The organism is Ruegeria sp. AH3 (genome assembly GCF_056536265.1).
In genome coordinates, this window is the sequence record NZ_JBQFJL010000001.1 from 1,029,371 (window position 1) to 1,050,384 (window position 21,014).

22 protein-coding genes and 1 tRNA gene are annotated in these 21,014 nt (G+C 57.5%); 8 read left to right on the top strand and 15 right to left on the bottom strand.

The genetic code is table 11. The features are described 5' to 3' along the window. The gene (locus ACR3EM_RS05070; protein ID WP_480469720.1) at positions 1 to 777 is read left to right on the top strand and encodes a squalene/phytoene synthase family protein; all 777 of its coding nucleotides are present in this window, start codon (positions 1 to 3) and stop codon (positions 775 to 777) included. A gap of 2 nt (positions 778 to 779) precedes the next feature. Here ACR3EM_RS05070 and ACR3EM_RS05075 read toward each other — a convergent pair whose 3' ends face one another. Next, positions 780 to 2,006, bottom strand: a complete 1,227-nt coding sequence (locus ACR3EM_RS05075) for an MFS transporter (protein ID WP_480469721.1) — start codon at positions 2,004 to 2,006, stop codon at positions 780 to 782. A gap of 98 nt (positions 2,007 to 2,104) precedes the next feature. Here ACR3EM_RS05075 and ACR3EM_RS05080 point away from each other — a divergent pair, with 98 nt between their 5' ends. From ACR3EM_RS05080 to ACR3EM_RS05090, 3 genes are read left to right on the top strand one after another with little or no spacing between them, the layout of a single operon-like run. After that, positions 2,105 to 2,737, top strand: coding sequence for a DNA-3-methyladenine glycosylase family protein (locus ACR3EM_RS05080; RefSeq protein ID WP_480469722.1), 633 nt, complete (start codon positions 2,105 to 2,107; stop codon positions 2,735 to 2,737). Beyond that, positions 2,734 to 3,399, top strand: a complete 666-nt coding sequence (locus ACR3EM_RS05085) for an alpha/beta hydrolase (protein ID WP_480469723.1) — start codon at positions 2,734 to 2,736, stop codon at positions 3,397 to 3,399. The genes ACR3EM_RS05080 and ACR3EM_RS05085 overlap by 4 nt, the downstream gene beginning before the upstream one ends. Before the next feature lies 1 nt (position 3,400). Then, positions 3,401 to 3,889 carry an N-acetyltransferase family protein gene (locus ACR3EM_RS05090; RefSeq protein ID WP_480469724.1) on the top strand — a complete coding sequence of 163 codons (489 nt, stop codon included), beginning with the start codon at positions 3,401 to 3,403 and terminating at the stop codon, positions 3,887 to 3,889. Here the strand turns inward: ACR3EM_RS05090 and ACR3EM_RS05095 are convergent. After that, positions 3,886 to 4,311, bottom strand: a complete 426-nt coding sequence (locus ACR3EM_RS05095; protein ID WP_480469725.1) for a VOC family protein — start codon at positions 4,309 to 4,311, stop codon at positions 3,886 to 3,888. The genes ACR3EM_RS05090 and ACR3EM_RS05095 overlap by 4 nt on opposite strands. Positions 4,312 to 4,343: 32 nt before the next feature. Continuing rightward, entirely contained in the window at positions 4,344 to 4,949 is a 606-nt protein-coding gene (locus tag ACR3EM_RS05100) for an rRNA large subunit pseudouridine synthase E (protein ID WP_480471895.1), read from the bottom strand. 212 nt (positions 4,950 to 5,161) lie between these two features. On the opposite strand from ACR3EM_RS05100, the gene ACR3EM_RS05105 reads away from it, so the two are divergent. Then, positions 5,162 to 5,749, top strand: coding sequence for an HNH endonuclease (locus tag ACR3EM_RS05105; RefSeq protein ID WP_480469726.1), 588 nt, complete (start codon positions 5,162 to 5,164; stop codon positions 5,747 to 5,749). A 4-nt stretch (positions 5,750 to 5,753) separates the two neighbouring features. On the opposite strand, the gene ACR3EM_RS05110 is transcribed toward ACR3EM_RS05105, so the two are convergent. Together ACR3EM_RS05110 and ACR3EM_RS05115 are read right to left on the bottom strand one after the other, a co-directional pair. Next, complete coding sequence (locus ACR3EM_RS05110; RefSeq protein WP_480469727.1) at positions 5,754 to 6,215, bottom strand: disulfide bond formation protein B; 462 nt, start codon at positions 6,213 to 6,215, stop codon at positions 5,754 to 5,756. Then, positions 6,212 to 6,790 carry a YqaA family protein gene (locus ACR3EM_RS05115; RefSeq protein ID WP_480469728.1) on the bottom strand — a complete coding sequence of 193 codons (579 nt, stop codon included), beginning with the start codon at positions 6,788 to 6,790 and terminating at the stop codon, positions 6,212 to 6,214. Before ACR3EM_RS05115 ends, ACR3EM_RS05110 begins: the two co-directional genes overlap by 4 nt. A gap of 145 nt (positions 6,791 to 6,935) precedes the next feature. On the opposite strand from ACR3EM_RS05115, the gene ACR3EM_RS05120 reads away from it, so the two are divergent. Beyond that, positions 6,936 to 7,021, top strand: a tRNA-Leu gene (locus ACR3EM_RS05120). Between the two features lie 189 nt (positions 7,022 to 7,210). Here the strand turns inward: ACR3EM_RS05120 and ACR3EM_RS05125 are convergent. The 3 genes from ACR3EM_RS05125 to ACR3EM_RS05135 are packed head-to-tail and all read right to left on the bottom strand — an operon-like array spanning position 7,211 to position 11,290. After that, positions 7,211 to 8,245 carry a lipocalin-like domain-containing protein gene (locus ACR3EM_RS05125; RefSeq protein ID WP_480469729.1) on the bottom strand — a complete coding sequence of 345 codons (1,035 nt, stop codon included), beginning with the start codon at positions 8,243 to 8,245 and terminating at the stop codon, positions 7,211 to 7,213. After that, positions 8,235 to 10,646 (bottom strand): ABC transporter permease, encoded by a 2,412-nt coding sequence (locus ACR3EM_RS05130; protein ID WP_480469730.1) that lies wholly within the window; start codon positions 10,644 to 10,646, stop codon positions 8,235 to 8,237. The genes ACR3EM_RS05125 and ACR3EM_RS05130 overlap by 11 nt, the downstream gene beginning before the upstream one ends. Next, on the bottom strand, positions 10,643 to 11,290 hold the full coding sequence (locus ACR3EM_RS05135) for an ABC transporter ATP-binding protein (RefSeq protein WP_480469731.1): 648 nt from the start codon (positions 11,288 to 11,290) through the stop codon (positions 10,643 to 10,645). The genes ACR3EM_RS05130 and ACR3EM_RS05135 overlap by 4 nt, the downstream gene beginning before the upstream one ends. Before the next feature lie 155 nt (positions 11,291 to 11,445). Between ACR3EM_RS05135 and ACR3EM_RS05140 the strand changes: the two genes are divergently transcribed. Beyond that, positions 11,446 to 11,880: an ion channel gene (locus ACR3EM_RS05140; protein WP_480469732.1), complete on the top strand. Its 435-nt coding sequence runs from the start codon at positions 11,446 to 11,448 to the stop codon at positions 11,878 to 11,880. Here the strand turns inward: ACR3EM_RS05140 and cls are convergent. The 3 genes from cls to ACR3EM_RS05155 form a co-directional block, all read right to left on the bottom strand. Next, positions 11,877 to 13,289, bottom strand: a complete 1,413-nt coding sequence (gene cls, locus ACR3EM_RS05145) for a cardiolipin synthase (protein ID WP_480469733.1) — start codon at positions 13,287 to 13,289, stop codon at positions 11,877 to 11,879. The genes ACR3EM_RS05140 and cls overlap by 4 nt on opposite strands. 24 nt (positions 13,290 to 13,313) lie before the next feature. Next, entirely contained in the window at positions 13,314 to 14,288 is a 975-nt protein-coding gene (locus tag ACR3EM_RS05150; RefSeq protein ID WP_480469734.1) for an HAD family hydrolase, read from the bottom strand. Between the two features lie 73 nt (positions 14,289 to 14,361). Continuing rightward, on the bottom strand, positions 14,362 to 15,930 hold the full coding sequence (locus ACR3EM_RS05155) for an arylsulfatase (protein ID WP_480471896.1): 1,569 nt from the start codon (positions 15,928 to 15,930) through the stop codon (positions 14,362 to 14,364). Positions 15,931 to 16,192: 262 nt separating this feature from the next. On the opposite strand from ACR3EM_RS05155, the gene ACR3EM_RS05160 reads away from it, so the two are divergent. After that, complete coding sequence (locus ACR3EM_RS05160) at positions 16,193 to 16,852, top strand: Crp/Fnr family transcriptional regulator (RefSeq protein ID WP_480469735.1); 660 nt, start codon at positions 16,193 to 16,195, stop codon at positions 16,850 to 16,852. 3 nt (positions 16,853 to 16,855) lie between these two features. Here the strand turns inward: ACR3EM_RS05160 and ACR3EM_RS05165 are convergent, their stop codons facing one another. Genes ACR3EM_RS05165 through ACR3EM_RS05180 form a run of 4 tightly spaced genes read right to left on the bottom strand, consistent with a single transcriptional unit; the run spans position 16,856 to position 21,010 of the window. Next, entirely contained in the window at positions 16,856 to 18,085 is a 1,230-nt protein-coding gene (locus ACR3EM_RS05165; protein ID WP_480469736.1) for a hypothetical protein, read from the bottom strand. Then, positions 18,082 to 19,578, bottom strand: a complete 1,497-nt coding sequence (locus tag ACR3EM_RS05170; protein WP_480469737.1) for a VWA domain-containing protein — start codon at positions 19,576 to 19,578, stop codon at positions 18,082 to 18,084. The genes ACR3EM_RS05165 and ACR3EM_RS05170 overlap by 4 nt, the downstream gene beginning before the upstream one ends. Then, complete coding sequence (locus ACR3EM_RS05175) at positions 19,578 to 20,564, bottom strand: VWA domain-containing protein (RefSeq protein ID WP_480469738.1); 987 nt, start codon at positions 20,562 to 20,564, stop codon at positions 19,578 to 19,580. Before ACR3EM_RS05175 ends, ACR3EM_RS05170 begins: the two co-directional genes overlap by 1 nt. Then, positions 20,564 to 21,010, bottom strand: coding sequence for a DUF4381 domain-containing protein (locus ACR3EM_RS05180; RefSeq protein ID WP_480469739.1), 447 nt, complete (start codon positions 21,008 to 21,010; stop codon positions 20,564 to 20,566). Before ACR3EM_RS05180 ends, ACR3EM_RS05175 begins: the two co-directional genes overlap by 1 nt. Positions 21,011 to 21,014: the final 4 nt, after the last annotated feature.

A 21,014-nucleotide genomic window follows, 5' to 3' on the forward strand; every position in this document is an offset into this window, starting at 1 on the left:
GTGGAATTCGACGACGACATCAAGGCCTGCGCGGCGCTGGTGCACCGCGCTGATCCGGACCGGTTCATGGCGGCGATGGCGGCGCCGGTCGCAGCGCGGGCGGTTCTGTTTCCGATCTATGCGCTGAATGTCGAGGTGGCTCGCGCGCCCTGGGTGACGCAGGAAAGCATGATCGCCGAAATGCGCCTGCAATGGTGGCGCGATGCGTTGCAGGAAATTGCTGAAGGCCCCATCGTGCGTCGGCATGAGGTTGTTACGCCGTTGTCGCGTGTACTCTCTCCGCATCTCGCGGCGCAGCTGGATGAGTATGTGGCTGTAAGGCGTTGGGATGTTTATCGTGATCCGTTTGAGGATGAAGATCATTTTGATGCCTACATAAACCATAGCGCCGGGACTCTGATGGTTGTATCCGCGCAGGCTTTGGGCTCGGCAGACGAAACTGTGCTGCGCGACTTTGGCTATGCGACGGGGATTGCAAATTGGCTGCGCGCCATTCCCGAACTTGAAGCGCGCGGTCGCATTCCCTTGCTCGATGGTACACATGACGGCGTTCGGGCGCTAGCGCAAAAGGCGCTGGACCGATTGGCACGGGCGCGTTCTGTGCGCAATGAGGTCTCGGCCCAGGCGCGGCCTGCGCTCTATGCAGGCTGGCAGACGGAATGGGTACTGCAGAAGGCTCTGACCCAGCCCGGGAGCGTGGCTTCGGGCGCGTTGGCGCAGGGTGAAATCCGCCGCCGGTTTTCCCTGATGAAGACAGCAGCAACCGGACGCTGGTAGGATCAGGCAGTTTGGGGGTCTGATGGTCTCAGGACCAGCCACAACAGCGCGCCGCCCGCAAGGGTCAGCAGCGGGATCATGGCGAGGTTGACCGCCGTCCAGCCTTCGACCGCTGAACCGCCCGAGCAGTTCATTAACCCGCCAGACGCAAGCGAGGCGAAAGTCACGCCGCCAAAGACCAGCAGGTCGTTCAGGCCCTGCATCCGTCCGCGTTCGTGTACTTCGTGCGAGTCGGCCAGCATGCTGGTGGCGCCGATGAAGCCAAAGTTCCAGCCGACGCCCAGCAGGATCAGAGCGGCGAAGAAGTTACCAAGATCAACACCTTGCAGGGCGACAATGCCTGCGCCGCCGAGGATGGCCAGACCGAGGGCCACGATCTTTTCGACCCCAAACCGCGCGATCAGATGGCCGGTGAAAAAGCTGGGAATATACATCGCCAGCACGTGGCTGGTCACGATATCGGCTGCATCGCCCTCGGTATATCCGCATCCGACAACGGCCAGAGGTGTGGACGTCATCACAAGGTTCATCAGCGCGTAAGAGACCATGGCGCAAATGATGGCCACAGCGATGCGCGGAGTTCTGAGCAGCTCTAATCGTGTGCGGCCTTTGGGTTCATCCTCGGTAGGTTTCGGCGGCGTGGGGATGTCGAGGAAGAAGAACAGGGCAGAGCCAACCACATTGATCGCGATCACGGCCAGATAGGTGCCCAAAAACGGGATCACATAGGCCTGCGAGGTCAGCTTAACGATCTGCGGGCCGATGATAGCAGCTGCGAGCCCTCCGGCCATGACGTAAGAAATCGCCTTGGGCCGGAATGCGTCGGACGCGGTATCGGCGGCGGCAAAGCGATAGAAGCCATGCGCGCTCATGTAGATGCCGGTCAGAAAGCTACCGATCAGGAAGATCGGGAACGAGCCGAGGTAAAGGCCATAGGCGCCGATAACCCCGCCTGTAGCACCCGCGGTCGATCCCACAAGAAACCCGGCGCGGCGCCCCCAGCGCTGCATGATGGCCGAGATCGGTGTGGCGGCCAGCATCGAACCCAGTACGATCAGTGAAATCGGCAGCGTTGCAAGGCAGGCGTTGCTGGCCAGCGATTGACCGGCAAGCCCTCCGACGATGAACATCATTGGCATCTGCGCACCCAATATCGCCTGCGCCGCCACCAAAACGGCGACGTTGCGTTTGGCCTGACTGTCGTTGGGGGTGGCAGCGATCATTGTCATGAGCGAATGGTTATCTACGATTGAGACTCGGCACAAGCGGGTTGCATATGCGGCACATCAGCCTAACGTGCGGACAAGGATCATTTATCGGAGAGCGCATGTCCGTCGGACGCATCATCGAAACACCGGACTGCGTAAATGAAGGGGCCGAATGGCTGGCCGGGGCTTGCCCGAGGATGGCTTATGCGATGGCGCAAACAGGCCCTCTGCCATTGCGGCGTAAGCCGGACGGGTTTGCGCAGCTTCTCAGTGCGATTGTCAGTCAGCAGGTCAGCGTAGCCTCGGCAAATGCAATCTGGAAGCGATTGCAGGTCGCCAAATTGACCGGCCCGCGCAAGATCATGCGGGCAACGGATGACGACCTGAGAGCGGTGGGTCTCAGCCGTCAGAAAATCCGCTATGCCCGCGCGTTGGCCGAGGCGCGGATCAATTACAAAGCGCTTCGCGATGCACCGGATGACGAAGTGGTCGCAATTCTGACCGAGGTACCGGGGATCGGTGTCTGGACCGCTGAGATTTACGCCATGTTCTCGCTGGGCCGTGCCGATGTGATTGCACCGGGTGACTTGGCCCTGCAAGAGGCCGCGCGCATCCTCTACGACTTACCAGAAAGACCAAAAGACAAAGAGTTGCGCCAGATGGCCGAAGCGTGGTCGCCGTGGCGATCAGTTGCGGCACGGGTGCTGTGGGCCTATTACCGGGTCGCAAAAGACAGAGAAGGGATCAGATGACACGGGTTTTGAATGCGCTCCGGAAAGAGCCGGTTTCGGGGGATACACGCTCGGTCGTGGTGTTTGTGCATGGCTATGGCGCGAACGGTGCTGATCTGCTGGGGCTGGCTGATCCTCTGGGTGAGCATTTGCCGGATACGCTGTTCGTGGCGCCCGATGCGCAGGAACAAATCCCAGGCATGCCGAACGGCTTTCAATGGTTTCCGATCCCGTGGATTGATGGCTCGTCCGAAGAAGAGGCGCGGCGTGGCATGGAAATGGCGGTTGAGGATTTCAACGCATTCTTGGACGCGCTGATGGTGGATGAAGATGTCCTGCCAGAGCAGGTCGTTCTGTTTGGCTTCAGCCAAGGCACCATGATGAGCCTGCATGTCGCCCCGCGCCGCGAAGACCCGGTGGCCGGGATCGTCGCCTTCTCGGGCCGTTTGCTGGAACCAGACTTGCTGCCGGACGAAACCGTGAGCCGCATGCCAATTCTGCTGGTCCATGGTGACGCCGATGATGTGGTGCCGCCGCAATCACTGCCCGAGGCCGCCGAGGCGCTGCAAACAGCCGGGTTCAAAGAGATTTATGCTCATGTGATGAAGGGCACTGGCCACGGCATCGCGCCGGATGGCCTGAGCGTCGCGCTGGCCTTCATGCGCGACAAGCTGAGTCTGTAAGATGATCGTCATCCGCCCCATGATGAGAGAGGATGTGGCAGACGCCTGCAGCATCCTCAATCAGATCATCGAGATCGGCGGAACGACAGCGTTTGAGTTTCCATTCTCTGAAACACTATTTGTCCAAAGCTATCTCAAAGGGTCTGACAAGCTTTGCTGCCATGTCGCGCTGGATAACAAAGGTCAGGTGGCTGGCTTCCAATGGCTCGGGATCCACGAAAGCCTACCGGATGATTGCGCCGACATAGCGACGTTCACCCGTCGAGAGCCAGCGTTGAAAGGGGCAGGGTGTGCATTGTTTGCGGAAACTGAGAAATTGGCCCGTGCTCTGGGTTTCAACAGCATCAACGCGACCATACGGGCCGATAACACTCTGGGTCTGAATTACTATGAAAAGATGGGTTTTCGCGATTTCTCGGTAAAATATGGCGTGCTACTTCGTGACGGGACTCCGGTGGATCGGATATCCAAACGTCTCGATCTAGGTTAATCCCACAGATGTGCCTCGGTAAACTCAACTGAATTACCTGAAGGATCGCGCACATAAAGCGAGTGCGCGCCACTGGGCCAGTCAAACTCGGCGTCCACCGGTACGTTCCAGTCAAGCAGGTGCCTTCGCATCACTTCGATCTCGGGTCGGGTCAGAACCAGACATACATGGCCGGGTCCGCGCGCGCCGTGAGGTGGGACAGGCAGATCGGGGTTCAGTGGTGGCTTTTCGGTCTTGTCCGCATTGAAAATCAGCAGGACCGAGCCGCCGATTCGATAGAAGACGTGCCTGTCAGACACCCGCTGAATCTTCGAAAGTCCAAGCAGCTCACCATAGAACCGCTCGGCCGCGTCCAGATCATCCACGTAAAGAGCTGCTTCTAGTATCGCTGACGGGGCGGGTATGTCGGGCGTTACTTTCATGAAGCCAGTCTAGCATTTAGGGGCAGTCCCTGTCATCGGCGCGGACGTCTGTCCCGTTTGCGCGATGGTGCGGCGCTTATCTCTGGCATCGGCAGGCTCTCCCACTGGCCGGGCTCAAGGCCGTCCAAGGACCAGTCTCCGATCCGGGCGCGGATCAGGCGCAAGGTCGGATGGCCTACAGCTGCCGTCATGCGGCGAACCTGACGATTGCGACCTTCACGGATCGTCAGTTCGATCCAACTATCCGGTACTGTCTGACGGACACGGATCGGCGGGGTGCGCGGCCAGAGGTCTGAAGGCTCATCAATTAAACGCGCCTTGGCGGGACGCGTCAGACCATCCTTAAGCTCAACGCCATCACGCAGCGCCTTAAGTGCGGCTGCGTCGGGTAGGCCTTCGACCTGTACCCAATAGGTTTTGGCCATCTTGTGCTTGGGATCGGATATCTGTGCCTGCAGCCGCCCGTTATCGGTCAGCAGCATCAAGCCCTCACTATCTCGGTCCAGCCGCCCGGCTGGATACACGCCGGGCAGATCGATGAAGTCCGACAGTGTGGCGCGGGGCGAGTCGGCGTTGGCGCGGTCGGTGAACTGCGGCAACACATCGAAAGGTTTGTTGAAGCGGATGAACCAGGACATGCCACCGCCATAGCGCCCGCGCCACATCTGCGCAACCTGTGGATAAGTGTCACTTATCTGTTACGGATTCGTCCTAACCAGTACCCGAGATGTTGTGTGAACTCGGCACTTGTCAGAGATTTAACACGATATATAGTTAACTTAAGGCCGGGGCGGGTGTTCCCCGCTCTGATGTCACAAACGGGCAGTACAGAGCGAGGAGCGATTCTGATATGGACGGAGACTTCAGGACCGAATTTGTCAGGGAACCCGGTGCGCTGAGGCATCATCCGGCATTGGTTCTGAACGCCGATTATCGCCCGCTTTCCTATTATCCGCTGTCTCTCTGGCCCTGGCAGGAGGCCATCAAAGCGGCGTGGCTGGACCGCGTGGACATAGTTGCCGAATACGACGAAGTGGTTCGAAGCCCAAGTACCGAGATCCGAATACCCTCGGTCGTTGTTTTGAAAGATTATGTAAAACCCAGAAAGCGCGTGGCCTTCACGCGCTTTAATTTATTTCTGCGGGATGAATTCAAGTGCCAATACTGTGGCAGCCGCGGAGAGCTTACTTTCGATCACGTCGTTCCGCGTGCGGCGGGTGGTGTTACCAGCTGGCAGAACGTGGTTGCTGCCTGCAGCCCGTGTAACCTGCGCAAAGGGTCGAAATCGCTGCGGCAAGCCAGGATGTCTCTGAACAAACCGCCGCGTCAACCTGATGCTGAGGCCCTTCGTAATATTGGCCGTAAATTCCCGCCAAACCACCTTCACGACAGTTGGATCGATTTCCTCTATTGGGATGCGGAGCTGGATCAGCAATAATCGCCTAGCGCGCTCGCCAGGCAGCAATCCAGATCAATGCAAGCGCGCTTGAGAGAAGCCCGTTCCAACCAGCCATGGAAATTCCGAGCATCTCCCACGGGATGTCGTCGCAGCGTACCAGTGGGGCAGACATGATCTGATCCAGCAATTCCTCGGCGCTCAGCCCACCGATTGGGCCAGAGGTGCACGTCGAAGGGCCCTCCCACCAGCCTTGCTCAACGCCTGCATGGAACAAACCGATCCCGGCGGTTGTTGCGGCGGCGAGCGCACCTAGCAAGGGCAGAGGACGGATGCCCGGAAACGCAAAGGCCAGCACACCCAGAATCACAGCCACTCCATGCGGATAACGCTGCCATATACACATTTTGCACGGAGCCAGTCCGCCTATGTACTGAAACGCCCAAGCACCCAGTAACAAGGCGGCCGACCCTGTGGTGGCCAGTAAAATCAGTGATTTCCGTGTCATAGGTAACGTACCAGGAAGAAACCTCCGACCAGCAACACGATGAATAGCGTAAATACCAGCCCAAGTCGTTTTTCGATGAAGTCTCTGATCGGTTCGCCGAAGCCCCAGAGCAGACCAGCCACGACGAAGAATCGCAGTGCCCGCGCGAGTATCGATGTTGCGATGAAGGTTCCCAACGGCATCCCGGTCCAACCCGACATGATCGTGATCACTTTGTAAGGGAACGGCGTAACTCCGGCGGTGAGCACGGCCCAGAAGCCAAAATCGTTGAAGCGGGTGTTGAACTCTTCCATGGCATGGGCCTTACCCATAGCCTCCAGCACAGGTTGGCCGAGGCTTTCATAGAAGAAGGCACCGATTGCGTAACCCAGAATTCCCCCGAGAACGGAAGCCACCAGCGCGACCGAGGCAATCAACCATGCCCGAGACGGGCGTGCCAGGATCATGGGAATCATCAAAACATCCGGCGGGATGGGAAAAAACGAGCTTTCTACAAAAGCGACAACCGCCAGCGCCCAAAGCGCGTGAGGATGCTCGGCCAGACGAATGGTCCAGTCATAAAGTGATCGCAACATAAGGTACAAGTATCCCGGCAATTGTTGGGCCAAGCCAAAGCATGCACCTGAAGAGGGGTCAACCTCTGTCACTTAAACAAACGTGCCAATGGTTGTTTTTTGCCTCTGGACCTTCCGTCAGTTGAAGGCTAATCCAAGTGACGTGGCCCAAGTGGCGGAATGGTAGACGCAGGGGATTCAAAATCCCCCGCCTTCACGGGCGTGAGAGTTCGAGTCTCTCCTTGGGCACCACATCAATCATTTCAGAGCAATATACGCTTAAAAAATAGGGTTCTGGGCTGCTCTTCAGAAAACCTGTCAGGCGAAACACCTGGTTTTCTGATGCGAAACTGAGCCGCACATATCGACGTTCAACCAGAAGATCTGAACCTGGCAAGCAATCTTTCTGCCGATATCGTTGGCGGGTTCGGTGACAAATCCCTAATACCCGGTCATTTCAAGATAACCGCGCCCGCTGTGGCTGCCTGAAATGGTTATCGGGCCTTCCCAATACTCGAAGCTTGTACCCATCCAGGATCGGGGGGTCAGGGCGGCTACTTCAACATCAAGCTCACGATCCGGCACCTGAACGCGCCATCTGGTCGGAATGTCGCGCTGCGCGACCGGACTGGTCCCGAGGGCTGTGAATTTGACCGACCCATCTGGCAGCGCCTGCGTCTGGCCATCCGCGTTGATCCATGTCGCGGCGGTGAAATCGCCGCGCGCACCGCGCAGGCGGAAAGCCATCAGTTTGTCTCCGCCGTTGAAGCTGAGCGAGAACCAATCCCAGCCGCTCTGATCTTCGGCCAGCGGTTGCGAGGACCACTCGCGGTCCAGCCAGCCCTGACCGGTCACAGAGATATCACGGTCCGGCAGATGTAGGGTGCCCGCGACGCTGTAGAAAGGTTGCGAGTAATAGAAGCTGGCTTGCCCGTCGGCGGATTTAATAGAGTATCCGTCTTCTCCGTGGAACACCAGCGGACCCTGCGCTTGAAGACTTAGATCATAGCCGAAATCATTGCCGTTGGCGGTCAGGTCCATCGAACCCTCGATGTCTCCGCGCATGTGCCATTCGTCGATCCAGGCTTCGAACGGATTTGCGATGACACCTGCCTGACCAACGCCCCCGCGCGACAGGCGTTCGGTGAAATAGTGCGCATCAGGCGTCGTGACCGCGGCGTGGCCCATCCAGATTTGAGGGCTTTGCCATCCGTCGGCTTCCGACGGTTTCAGCGCCGAGCGAAACAAGGTCCATTGGATGCCATAGTCGCGCCCGTCCTCTCCGGTTAGATTTGCGGTCAGATACCACCACTCGATCCGGTAGGTTGAGTGCGGGCCATGATCGCGGGGGAACTGGAAACTGTATCCAGCGGCTGGGCGATCGAATCCATCGGCGCTGCCACCTAGCCCGGCATAGCCTTGCGCCCAGGCCGTAACCGGGAGCAGGAGGAAGAGAACGAGGGCTTTAACGTTCATTTGCGAAAACTCTCAGCAGGGCGGCAGGGGGCAGGCGGAGCAGCCGCCAAGCGGGCAATGCCGCCGCGAGGGTCGCGGCGATCAAGGTTAGCAGAAACAGCCCAATCCAGTCGCCGGGGAAGAGGTGCATCGGGAGCTTCCAGCCAAAGGCCTGGACGTTGATCACTGTCAACAGAACCCAGGCAAGCACCACCCCAAGCGGTAGCGCCAGACAGGCGGTCAGGGCGGTCAGTAGCACGCTGCGCAGAAGCTCCAGCCGTGCCAGCTGTGCGCGTGTGAGCCCTAAAGACCAAACCGGAGCGACCTGCGGCAGGCGTTGTGTCCACAGCGTCAGCAGGCTCGTCAGGATCGCAAAGCCCGCGACCCCGAGCGTCAAGATGTTCAGGGCCGAGGTCACGACGAAGGTTTTTTCGAATATCGCCAGTGATTGGGCTTTCATTGCTGCCTGGTGGACAACTGCGCGAGCTGGCAGATCGAACCGCTGCCGCAGGGTTTGGGCCAGATCGGTTGCGCGGTCGGGCGCGATACGGATACCAAAGCGTCGGTCGGCCGTGCCGGGGGCGATCTGATCGAGAATGGGCATCGCAACGATCGCCTGTCCGGTGGGGTTACCATAGTCGGAATACACGCCAGCGATGCTCAGTTCATGTTCCGGCGAGAGCGACAGCGTATCGCCGGGCCAGAGATCGGCGCGGCGGGCGAGTTGTTCATTGATCAACACATCACCGCGTAGCAGGACGTTATCCCATACATCGGTTGCTTGGGCGATCAGCGGCCAATTCTGGCGATAGGTATCATCATCGACGATGCCATACAGAAACAATGGACCTGTCTCATGCGGCAGTTCGGTGCTGCGAATGGGTAAGATTGCCGCGACTTGCTGGTCCAGCCATTCCGCTATCTGCGCGGCCTGAGCTTCGTCTTGTGCAGTCACGTAGAGCTCGGATGTCAGGCGCTGGTCGAGCCAGCCGATAAAGGTGAGCCGAAAACTCGAGACCATCGTGCCCACGCCGATGTTCGCGGCGAGCGCCAGAAGTAGTGCCATCAGCGCGAGTGACAGGCCCGGCAACTGCGCGCGCATGTCGGCCCAAACCCATTGCGCTAGCGGGCCTTTTGCCTGACGTGCAAAGTAAGAGAGGATTGCGGATAGCAGTGCGGGCAGGGTCAGGGCGGCACCTGTCAACACTCCGGCCAGCAGTGCGAAACCTGATAGCAAACCATCGGCTGCGAAAAAGATGATGATCCCAGCGGCGATCAATCCAAGCCCCAAGGCTCCGCTGAGGCGCGTGGATCCCTGACTGCGCCACGCTTGCAAACCGGGGCCTGCAAGGATCGGCATGCGCGACAGCCGCCACAGGGCATGGCCGCTGGCGACAAGGGTGCCGCCGATTGCCATGGCAAGCCCCGCAGCGATCCATTGCGGGCGCAGGGACATTTGCCCGTCGACCGGTGCGCCGTAGAGCCCGCGCAATGTGGCGGCAACGTCGGGCAGCAGTGCGCCTGCCAGGAAGAAGCCCAGGATGAGGCCCAGGATGCCTCCGATCAGGGCGATGAACAGCAATTCGCCCAGCACGATGATCACCAGTTGTTTCAGTGGCAGCCCCAGCGCGCGCAGGGTACGGATCATGCCGCGTCTTTGGGCAAAGGCCAGTCCGACCGTGCCGTGGACAATGAATAGGCCGACTGCGAATGAAAGCAGACCAAAGGCCGTCAGGTTCAGGTGGAAACTGTCGGTCAGTTGCGCGGTGTCCATTTGCGCCGACGCGCTGATGCGTTGCAATTCAGGTGCGACCTCAGACAAGGGCGATACCGCGCGGGGCTGCTGGGGCAGGATCACCAGTCGCGAGATTTGCCCCGGACGCCCCAGCAGACGTTCGGCCACGCCGATATCGGTAAGGATGAGATCCGGGGGCAGGGCGGTGGTCTCAATCACAGGCGGAAAAGTCTCCGTCACCTCGAACAGGGGGACAAGGTCGGGAGCCATAATCAAACGCCCCGGCGCGGTCAGAACATCGGAGGGATCAGGGGGGGTGGTGCTTTCATTGACTTCTGTAACAGCGGGCAAGGCAGGGTAGGCCACCATGTCGACACCCATCAGGCGCAGGCGACGCTCTGCCACGCGCAGGGTGCCTTCGAGAACCGCCGCAACCTGCCAGCCAACGCGCCTGAGTTCTGCATATTGCTGCAAGGTAATGGTGCCACCGGGATTCTGAAGCTCATCGAACTGCCCAATGGCAAGCTGGGCATTGGCGCGTGCATAGCTGGCACGCGCTTCGGCGTTGATGGCCTGAACGGCGGACCAGAGACAGGTGGCCAGAGCAATCCCTGTCAGCAACGTCACCAGTTGCAGCGGATGCGCGCGCCAGTGAGATAGCAGAGACTGAACGGCAGGACCAATCATGTAATGCGACCACCCGACAGATGCGCGCGTCGGTCGAGCCGCGCGGCAATCTCGTTCGAATGCGTGACAAGCAGCAACGCTGCACCCGTATCGGCCACCAGAGACAGCATCAGGTCCAGCACGACGGCACTGGCCGTTTCGTCCAGATTGCCGGTGGGCTCATCCGCAAGCAGCAGTTTGGGCCGCGTTGCCATGGCGCGTCCGATAGCAACGCGCTGTTGCTGGCCGCCCGAGAGGCTTTCGGGGTATCGATCCTGCAGCTCGGACAACCCGAGCCGTTCGCTCAGATGCCCGATCCACTTGGTGTCGCCTCGCCCCGCAAGGCGTGCATGAATCGAGAGATTTTGCGCGACTGTCAGCGACGGGATCAGGTTGAACTGCTGAAACACCAGCGACAGGCTGTTGCGACGCAATGCAGCGCGGTCAGTGTCATTCAGCGGCGACAGCGGTTGATCGTCCAGAGTGATCTCTCCGCCGTCAAATCCATCCAGCGCCGCGACCAGATGCAGAAGGGTGCTCTTGCCACTACCGCTTTCGCCGGTCAGTGCCAGTGTTTGACCTTGTTCCAGACTCAGCGAGACATCGTTCAGAACGGGTCGTCCTCCGGCATAAGATTTCCGGACGTGATCAATCGACAGCAGCATGCGTGGCCTCATCTGGTTTGGTCACAATGTGCAACGCAACCCGGCAGTGTCCAGAGCGGAATTCGGTTCTATTCGCCGCAGGCCTCAGGGTTGTTCACCGACACAGAAAGCCCCATGCTGCAAACAACGTCAGCGCAGAGGTCCGAGGCCGTTTCATGACTTTGTCACAGCAAATCCTTTGGGGCAGCCTCTATCTGGGCATTTGCTTTCTGATCGAGATTATTCTTCTGACCGTCTGTGTCATCGTCATCCGCAGACTGGTGGACTGGTGGGAGACGCGAAATACGATCATAGCGACTGCGGGGCCGATTACGGTGGCGCTTTTGTTTATCGTTTTAACTCATACCGTGCAGGTCTGGATCTGGGCGATTGTCTGGGTGCTGGGGGATGTGTTGCCGGACTGGAACTCGGCGCTTTATTTTTCGTTGGTGACGTTCACGACGCTGGGTTACGGCGACATCGTTCTGGGTGAAGGGTTGCGGATATTCGGGGCGTTCGCCTCGGTTACGGGGCTGCTGGCATTTGGCCTGTCCACCGCTTTCCTTGTCGCCCTGATGACTCGCGTGTTCGAAGAACGGTTCCTGAGCTAGAGGATCGGCGCAAAGAGCCGCGCGAGGGGTGCGCCAAAGCGTATATGCGCCGGTTGTTGCAGTAGATTTTGGGTCAGTTCGTAGCTCGATTCGAAATCGGTCTCGAGCATCTGTGCCACCGCATTTGCTGCGCGCGGGTCAAAGAACAGGGCCATCGCCTCGAAATTCAGCCGGAAAGAGCGGTTATCGAGATTGGTGGTGCCAACCGCCGCCAAGGTATCATCGACGACAAAAGCCTTCTGATGCATGAACCCGTCGGTATAGCGGAACACCCGCGCGCCGCAGTCGCGGATTTCGTCGAAATAGGCAAAGGCGGCCAGCCAAGGCAGGCGGTGATCGATTACGTCGGGCACCAGAATGCGCACATCAACACCGCGCAGCGCGGCATGTTGCAGGGCGGTCATGATGTCGATGTCCGGCACGAAATAAGGTGAGGCAATCCAAAGGCGCTCTTTTGCTTCGGTGATGGCGGCAAAGAACATCATCGAACCGGTTTCCGTCTCGTCGCCTGGGCCGGTCGCCACAAGCAGAGCGTTCATATCCTGATCAGATTCGCTGCCAGCCCAGTCGAGCTCGTCGATCAGGTCTTCATCCCGGGCCCAATGCCAGTCTTCGGTGAAGATCAATTGCAGCTGCCGGACGACATGGCCGGTCATTCGGATATGCGTATCGCGCCAACGCCCGAACCGAGGGCTTTGTCCAAGATACTCCACCCCGATGTTATGGCCCCCGATGAATCCGGTTTCACCATCGATGATCACCGTCTTGCGATGGTTGCGATAGTTCAGCTGGAACCGGAAATTCGGGCCGCGTTGTTCGCGGGGATCCGCAACATCAACCCCACCTTCACGCAGGGTTTCGAGATAGCTGGTAGGCAAACCATAGCTGCCGACCGCATCGGTCATGAATCGCACATGCACGCCACGTTTGACGGCAGCGATCAGACGCTCTTGAACCTGCCGACCAAGGTCATCGTCACGCACGATGTAGAACTGAATCAGCACATAGTTTCTGGCCTTGTCTATCTCGTCCAGGATGGCATCAAAGGTGGCTTGTCCATCGATCAACAGCTCGGCACCATTGCCGCGCGAAACGGGTAGGTGGGCAAGGGCCTCGAACGGTCGCGGATTGATCCGCAAGGTTTCCGGGTCGGGTTTCGAGAAATCGGCGAAGGTCTTGATTCCCTCGACTACGCGCTCGCTTTCCTGACGGGCGATGCGATAGCCACGAAATCGGTGGTGGCCGAGAAACAGATAGAGCGGAACACCAAAGACTGGTGCTGACAACAGGAACACCACCCAGCCGACTGCACCTTGTGGGGTACGCGCGGTTTGGGCTGCCCGCACCGAAAAGACCACTGCCGCACAGTAAAGCGCGAATACAGAAATCGAAACGAGCAAGGTCCACATCGGCGTCTAACAGTCCGGGATTGTTCAGTTTGTCCCAGTGTAGACGCGCGACCAGTCCTTGGCCATATCAACTATGACCCAGCCCATATCCGGCCCCTTATCCAGCCCGTCGACCAGCCGCCCGATCGGGCTTTCACGATCATAGGCCCATTCCCGATTAGGGTCGGTATGATGGATCAAAACGCCCAGACGCGGCCCGTCGCCGGCCGTTGTCCATTCCAGCATGGCGAAATCCCCGTCCGAGTTGCCCCCGGCCAGAACGGGACGTTTGCCGATGGTCCGTTCGATGTTGATTGGCTTGCCCTCCTTGTCGTCGACAAAGGCAATCCCAGGGGCCTTTATGATCATCGGAGCATTCCCCGACGTGTCATAGACAGTCTCTCCGTAGGTGCCCAGGACCTGATCCGGGGGGATACCATAGGCCTCTTCTGCAAAGACGCGCATGAAATGCAGCCCACCGCCCGAGACGATATAGGTTGTGAACCCTTCATCGCGCAGATAGCGCAGCAGTTCGACCATCGGTTGATAGGTCATTTGGTTGTAAGGTAGATCGGTGTCGCGATGACGCGCGGTGTTCAGCCACGTGGCGACGGAGGTCTGAAAATCTTCGACGCTTTCGCCGGAATGGGTGGCGTTGATCACCTCAATCAAAGCGTCATGCCCGCCTTCAAAAACGGTCTCGAGATCACCTTCGGCAGCTGCTTTCAGGGTAGGGGTCGAGAGAATGCCGGGATCTTGTTTAGCCAGTTCAGCCAGTCGGTCCATCGCGAAGATGAACTGAAAATATACCGGCTGTTCAGCCCATAACGTGCCGTCATTGTCGAAGACGGCAATCCGATCTGCCGGGGTTACATAGTCCGACCCTTCCGGATCAGTAACCGCGCTAACAAATTCGACGATTGCCTCTTTCGTACCCGTCGAATTCCAACTGGGTAAAGGGTCCGCAAGCAGAGGCAGCGGCGTGAAGGCCAATAAGGCGCCTAGAACAACGTGTCGCATGAGAATCTCACCGGTTTTACAATGCTAAAAGGCCGCCCTTTACAGGGCGACCAATGATGCAGAACTGCCGATCCTAGTTGTTGGTCGGCGTTGTCAGCTTCTCCATGACCTGATCCAGGTTGAAGCTGGCAGCTTTCTGACGGGGTGGGAACTCCTCGAACGTGCCTAGGAAAGCGCCAACATATTGTTGGGCCGGCACGAGGAAATAGGCCCGGTCCAGCAGCCAGTCATAGTAGGTGTTGGAGGTCCGATAGGCCCGTTCATACGGGTCGCGCCGCAGATTGACGATCAGAGGGATGCGCAGCTCGGTCCATGGTTCGATCCAGGCGCGCAGGGTTGCCCATGCTTTCTGCTCAAGGAAGATCAGTTTCCAATCTTCGAAGCGCAGCGCCGTGAGGTCGCCATCATCCGAGAAATAGAAGATCTCTTTGCGCGGGCTCTCAGTGCTTGCACCGGTCAGCAGAGGCAGCATGTTATAGCCATCCAGATGCACCTTGTACTCGCGCCCCATGCCAGAGGAACTGTAACCGGCCTTCAGCTTTTCCTTGATGTCGGGATCACCGGCAACCGCAAGGTAAGTGGGCAGCCAGTCCATGTGATGGACGATTTCATTGGTCACAGACCCGGCTTCAATCTGACCCGGCCAGCGCACCATGGATGGAACGCGCCATCCACCTTCCCAGTTGGTGTTCTTTTCACCCCAGAATGGCGTCGCTGCCGCATCGGGCCAGGTGTTCATGTGCGGTCCGTTATCTGTGGAATAATGGACGATCGTGTTGTCGGCGATGCCAAGCTCGTCCAGCAGATCCAGCAATTGCCCAACATGCATGTCGTGTTCGATCATGCCCGCAGTGTATTCATCCGCAACGCGGCCCGAAATTTCATTGGCCTTTGCGCGCATCTCGTCTTTGACATGGGTGCGGAAATGCATTCGCGTGCCGTTCCACCAGACATAGAAGGGTTGGCCTTGCTCATGTGCCCGCTGGATGAAATCGATCGCCGCAGCCACGGTTTCGTCATCCACGGTTTCCATGCGTTTGCGGGTCAAAGGGCCCGTGTCTTCGATGGTGCCATCGGACTTGGATTTGATGACGCCGCGTGGACCATACGCCTCGCGGAAGGTACGACCATCGGACAGTACCCGGTCACCCGGATAGTCCTCGTTTTCTGGCTCTTCTTCTGCGTTCAGGTGGTAGAGGTTGCCAAAAAATTCATCAAATCCATGGTTTGTCGGAAGATGCTCATCCTTGTCGCCAAGGTGGTTTTTGCCAAACTGACCAGTGACATATCCGTGGTCTTTCAACAAACCCGCGATGGTCGGGTCTTCGACCTGCATACCAAGATCAGCACCGGGAAGACCAACCTTCGACAGGCCGGTCCGGAACACGGACTGTCCCATGATATAGGACGACCGACCGGCGGTGCAGGATTGTTCACCATAGTAATCGGTAAAGATCATGCCTTCATTGGCCACGCGGTCGATGTTGGGTGTCTGATACCCCATCAGACCCATGGTATAGGCCGAAATGTTCGACTGACCGATATCATCGCCCCATATCACCAGAATATTGGGCTTCTGATCCTGCGCCCAGGCGGGCAGGGCGAGCGCGACGGAAAAGGTCGCAACTGCGAACTTGCGCATCGTGTTGCGCCAGCTATCTGCAATCATTTGTGGAGGTGACATAGGGTGCTCCTGACTAAGCGAGCTTTAATGGCCCGACCAATTGAGTTTTAGAGGCAGCGACTAGTCTGAACTTTGAAGCCGTGCGCAAGCTGTTGATTACCGACAGAAAAAATATGTAATGGTCCGGGAATCGAACGGAACTAGCTTAAGCGATGAAACGTGTCGAAAACCTATCATATGATCATTTTGAAAGATGCTAATGTTTGATAATGATGACGATATGAGAACTCTGACCCAAACCGACTGGTTTGGCACGCGTGATGCAAAGTTCCAAAACGACCTTTTGACCTGTGCAGTTGCCAGAACTTTCGATCCTGGCGAAACCCTCTATCACCATGGCGACCCGGCAAATGGTATCCACGCGGTACTTGATGGATCTGTACAGATCACGGCACCAGCCGATGATGGGCAGGAATTCGTGCTTCATCGGGATGGCATAGGCTTCTGGATTGGGGACCTTGCACTTTTTGCCGAGGCGCAACGACTGGTCAGCGTCGTGAGCACTCAGAAGACTCGTACGCTGTTCTTTCCCAGCTCTCGTATAGAGCGGCTGGTTCAAGAAAATCCTGAATATGTCCGCGATTTCTATGCGTTGACGCGGGAAAACATGAAAACAGCCCTGCGTATCATGGCGAACTTGGCGGTCACAGGTTCGGAAAAACGTCTGGTTCTGCGTCTGCTGCATCTGGACGAGGGCACGTCGAAATCCAATGGCTGGATCATTGTGTCTCAGGACGAGCTTGCGGCGATGGTTGCAGTGTCACAACCGACATTGCGTCGCAGCCTTCACCGCTTGGCGGATTTGGGCTTGGTTGAGTTGGGATATGGTCGACTACGTTTGATTGACAGGCGCAAATTGATCGCGAACTGTCAAAGTTGACTCCTAGGGATTGAGCGGTGGCAACGCTCCGCGCTCGGGTCGTGCGGTACGGTCTAAGTCTTTCAGGCATTGCATTGCCGAAGCCCAATCTTCAGAGGGTTTCTGGTTCCCGCCGGAATACCGCGCGGCTCCAATCGTAGTCAGGCTGCGTTCGAGCGGTAATGCGTGATCGGGTCGATCGCTGCGCTTTTTCCAAAGCTCCAAAGCCCCATAAGCAGCGGCTAAATCCTGCGCCTGCAACGCAGATTTCAAGGCGTCAGTGGCGTATTTTCCTGAGGCAAGATATCTAAACTGCCGCGCATCGTTCCAGACCCGATAGCGTGGGCGAATAAATCGTACCGCAAGCCATGAAGCCGAAACAATAAACGCGATCCAAAGTGCTGCTCTAACAAGGGTTTCCGTGTCGGGAGGCTGCCACTTTGGCGGCGCCAGAATCAGCTCGGTTGCAGGGATCGAGGTCGTTTCGACTTTGTTGGTCTGCAAATTGAACCAGTTGATTGACACAGCGGGTAATTGCGTCTCGCCACCCTCCTGCGCGATATATACTGTCTCTTCGACGCGTGTTCCGGACAGCACTCCACGATCTTCTGCTTCTGTAAAGCGAGGCTCCTTGGGATATGCGCTCAGCAAGGAGGCGGGATCAGGCGGCGTCAATTTGGGGATCAACAGTGGTGTGGTGCCTGTGATCCGCGCGATCAGTTCGCGTGTGATGGCATCACCGGCCTGCATATCGGTCGGGCCGTTCACCTGCTGTTCAAGCAAGAACCCGGTTGCGATGATCAACGGATCAAGTCCTCGGGCACCTTCAGGCACCTCGGCGTTGAGCTGCACAGGCGGGAGTGCCAACGAAACCTGAACAGGGTCGTTGGTCTGAGGATCGGCATAAGTCACGACAATCTCTTGCGAGTTAAACGAAACCGGTCCTGCCGCCAAAGGATATAAGCGATAGCTGCGCTGAACGCCGGACCAGGTCGCTCCATTCACCGTCTCGCTGATCGGTCCCGAAGCGCGCTCAGGCAGTCGAACCAAAAGGTTTTGTTGTTCCAATGAAGGAAACACCGGAGGTTGCGGCATGTAGGTCGGCACCAAAACCCTGATCCGGACGATCGTCGGTTGACCTACAATGACAGGCTCGTCAGGGACTTCGATTGTGACCTGAGGCGCAGTCGCTTCGCTGCCCTGAGCGAACACGGGACGAGCGAAAAGAAGAATGAAGAAGATAACGTATCTCATTCCTTTTGCTCCTGATTTTCCAGAAGAAACCGGTTGCGCAAGAAATCCTGCATATCGGTATCAATCGTACTGATCCACTGATCTGCTGAAAGCGTCTGTGGCCCGTCCTTGGGCGCCTGAATCGTAGTTTCGCTACCGCGCGCCGCGTCATTGTCGAACACTGTGTCATCCGCACCGATGCCAGCTTCCTCGCCTGTATCGGACTGTTCGCGGGTCGTTTCGACAAAATCCAGGATAGCTTTGGACAGCTCGAGATTGTGCTGCGCTTCGGGCCAACCCGGACGCCGATCCAGAGCGGTCTCGAAGGCCAGAATGGCTGGGCGATATTCTCGGTTTCGTATTCGGGCCATGCCTTCGGCAAACGCCGCTTCCGGAGTGTCCAGCCCGGCAAAAATGGTGGACGCTTGCGGATACTGCCCGTCCCTTAGATAGGCATAACCTTTGTGATAGGGGTCCTCAAACAATTCCGCGGCATCGCCAAAGCGCTTTTGGTTCATCGCAATCTGTCCTTGCTGGTCGGGAGTGAGGAACCAATCTCGCCACCCATCGGCGCGCGCTCCGGAGGGTGGCAGAACGAATATCGCCAGCAAAGCCCAACGGATCACCCAGCCTTTTCTGAACCATAGCAACGACAACAAGGCGGCGGGCCACGCCAGGATCCAGCCGTTATCCTGCCAGTCCAGGCGGTCATCTTCATCCAGCGCGGCTGTGTAGGCTGATTGAATCTGGCGTTGCAGTCGATCAATGTCTCGATTGTCGTCGGAGAACGGAACGACCGATGCGCCCTGGATGTTATCCAGCTGTGGAATACGTCCACTATCTGGCAACATTGTTAGAAAGAAAATATTGGTAGTTGAGGTATTTACTTCAGGCACTTGAGACGGATCGATGTCGTCCAATACGAACAGCACAGCCCCCGGGTTCTCGCTGTCCTCCAGTATGGATCGAGCCAACACGATGGCGTCAGCTGCGGCGTCGCCTTCGACTGGCATGACCGCTGGCGTTAAACCCTCGAGCAGAGGGCGAAGGATGTTGGCATCTTCGGTCAAGGGGGCCACACGGTGCGGCGTTCCTGCATATGCTATCAGGGCGGTGCGCGCGCCAGAACGTTCGTTAATCAGATCGGCGATTTTGAACTTTGCGCGTTCCAACCGCGAGGGCGCAAGGTCAGCGGTATTCATACTGTCCGTGACTTTGAGGGCGATCACCAATGGGGCGGTATCCGCGATCAGCGGATTGGATGCGCGCGACCAAGTAGGACCTGAGGCCGCAAGGGCGACAAGTGTCGCGATGATCATCGCGACATCAATTGGCTGAACGTGGCGGGTCTCGTCCTTATCCACCTGCAAAGTAGCGGCCAGATGTGGAGCTATCCCCGCGGGCGGCTTGGCCTCAATTGCGGATTTAGGCCTGATCACCCACCACAAAGCGGCGATCGGGATGAGAAGCAGAAGGTAATAGCCTCGAATAAAATGGAAATCAGACAGCTCCATTACCGTATGACCTCCTTACGCCGCTGGGAGAAATGGAACCCGATTGCGCTGATAAGAATGACAATCAATGCAAATGCCAACGGAATATGGGTGAGGCTTTGTGTGGGACGATAGCTTTGAGTTTCCACTGTTCTGGGGTTGAGCTGATCAATGCGTTCGTAGGTCTGTGCGAGAGCTGAGGTGTCGTCGGCAAAGAAGTATTCGCCTCCGGTGCGATCGGCGATGTCCTTCAGCGTTTGCAGATCCACGCGGTCTTCTCCCGACGCGTTGGGATCTCCGACGCCAATCGTATAGACGACCACATTTTTTTCAGCGGCGATTGTCGAAGCATTTATCGGTGTCATTCGGCTTGACGTATCGGCTCCGTCGCTGAGGACGATCATGAGACGTTGGTCGACCTCACTGGAATCAAACGTTCTGATCCCGAGCCCGATCGCATCGCCCAAGGCGGTATTCGGACCTGCCATTCCAACTTGAGTTTGATCCAGGAACCCATTCAAACTATTCAGGTCTTCCGTGAAAGGTGCTTGAATGAAGGCGCGTGTGCCAAAGATAATCAGGGCCATTCTATCGCCATCTCGTTCGGAAATAAATTTTCTCAAGACGTCTTTGACAGCCTCCAGCCTTTGCATCGGGGCGCCAGATTCGGTTTCGAAATCGCGCTGATCCATTGAGCCCGAAATGTCTAATGCAAGAACGACGTCACGCGCTGACTTTTCTATCACTATAGGATCGCCTAATCGTTCCGGACGGGCCAGCGACAGCACCAATAGAATCCAGATCAACACTACACTCGCCATTTGAAGCTGGGACCGACCTGGGATCAATGAACCTGATTTCGGCTCAACACCCGCCGCCTTCGCAACACGGCGAAAGAATGGAATGCGTATGGAAGCAGCTTTTTCGCGCTGGGGTGGAGCAAGAAAGTAAACCAGCAACGGCAACGGAAATAACAGAAAAACCCACGGAGCAGCGAACGAAAACATCACGTTCTCCGATACGATTTGTGGGATTTGACCCAGTGCCGTGCAAGCTGCGTGATGGCAGGGTTTGGTGGGGTGTCTTGATATGGGGCTTTTGCCAGCAGTTGCCCTGTTTCTTCGTTAAACGATTTACCATCAATTGTTTGAGATAGAAACCTCAGCCAATCTTCACCATAAATTCCCGCAACTTGTTCGCGCGGATACGCGGCCAGTGCAGTGCGGCGAAGGATTTCGGCAACCTTTGAGGCAGAGATATCGGGCGACGCAAGCTCTGCCAGCGCGTACCGCCTGTAGGCATTCATGCGCCTGTGCCTAAGGATCATGACTGTGCCGAAAGCAGCGATACTCAGCAGGACGGCGGCGATCGCAACCCACCCCCATGTCTGGGGCATCATCGAAATAACCGTAGGCTCCGGCGCGGGTTCGAGCATGTCCAACAGATCAACCAAGGAT